Origin of the sequence: Neobacillus paridis (assembly GCF_016765675.1) — a bacterium.
GTDB classification, from domain to species: domain Bacteria; phylum Bacillota; class Bacilli; order Bacillales; family Cytobacillaceae; genus Neobacillus; species Neobacillus paridis.
This window is the reverse complement of sequence record NZ_JAESWB010000050.1, coordinates 1-607: the sequence shown is the minus strand read 5'-3', so window position 1 is coordinate 607 and position 607 is coordinate 1. Positions and strand designations below refer to the sequence as shown.

Genomic DNA, 607 nt, shown 5'->3' with positions numbered 1-607 from the left:
TTCGGGAATCACGTTGCGTTCGGACGTCTGTTCCGCTGCTCGTCCATCACTTTCAGGCATGTGATCGCTTGCCTTTAGGTCTTGCTCCGAAGCCCGTGAAACGCTTGCCGCTGTGTCCGAGGCAGTCCGTCGCTCTGGATAATCTTCCGTCTTTTCTGCACAGGCGGTTACCTGTTCTTCCTCGGGTACCAGCTGAGTCAACGCATCCAGCCGTGCGCGTATGCCCGTAAATCCCTGCGCAATCGACGCTAGTTTTCGATGTCGTTCTTCAGGCAGTACTTCCTGCGCGACAAACACATCCCTGGCTTTAATCTTTTGCAGATCGAACGCACGCATCGGCTCCCCAACTTGCTTCGCGCAAAGGTGACGAGCGATCGTGCGCCACTCGTCCTCTGTCCAGCGAATAAGCGTGGACACTGTCCTTTGATCGGTATCGTTCGGCATTCGTTGAATCGAAAAAAATGGTGTAGAAAGTGCTTCCATGGTCAGGCAACAGTGCTGTTCGCCGATGCCCGACGCCTGCTTTGAATGTCGAACCATGTTTCAGCGACGCCTCACAAGAGGCGCCAGTCCAATTACATCGGATCACCACCACGGCACATCATTT

General features: G+C 54.4%; 1 protein-coding gene. It reads right to left on the bottom strand.

Annotation, left to right across the window (positions count from 1 at the left end; translation table 11 throughout):
• The coding region (locus tag JK635_RS05510; protein ID WP_202652992.1) for a hypothetical protein at positions 1-540 on the bottom strand (540 nt) is incomplete at its 3' end.
• Positions 541-607: the final 67 nt, after the last annotated feature.